At 57.1% G+C, this 275-nt stretch carries 1 pseudogene; it reads left to right on the top strand.

What is annotated here, in order from left to right:
* Positions 1–275 (top strand): annotated as a pseudogene (locus tag QN370_RS20640) (IS481 family transposase); the annotation flags it as partial.

The following is a 275-nucleotide window of genomic DNA, read 5'->3' as shown; positions in this document are numbered from 1 at the left end:
GTGGATGTGCCGGCCGCCAGTACCATCACCCGGATACTGCGACATCACGACTTCATCGATGAAGCGCAGAGCCAGCAAAGTCGAGCTTGGAAGCGCTTCGAACATGCCCAGCCCAACCGGCTCTGGCAGATTGATTTCAAGGGCAATTTCCCAACGCTCGCAGGCATGTGTTATCCGCTGACGATGCTTGACGACCATTCCCGGTTCAACCTGATTCTGGAAGCCTGCGCGCAGCCAAACCTCGCAACAGTGCAGCAGCACTTGATTCGCGCGTT

This window comes from Actimicrobium sp. CCI2.3 (assembly GCF_035019065.1).
In the GTDB taxonomy this organism is placed as follows: Bacteria; Pseudomonadota; Gammaproteobacteria; order Burkholderiales; family Burkholderiaceae_D; genus Actimicrobium.
This window is presented reverse-complemented; position numbering and strand designations above follow the sequence as displayed.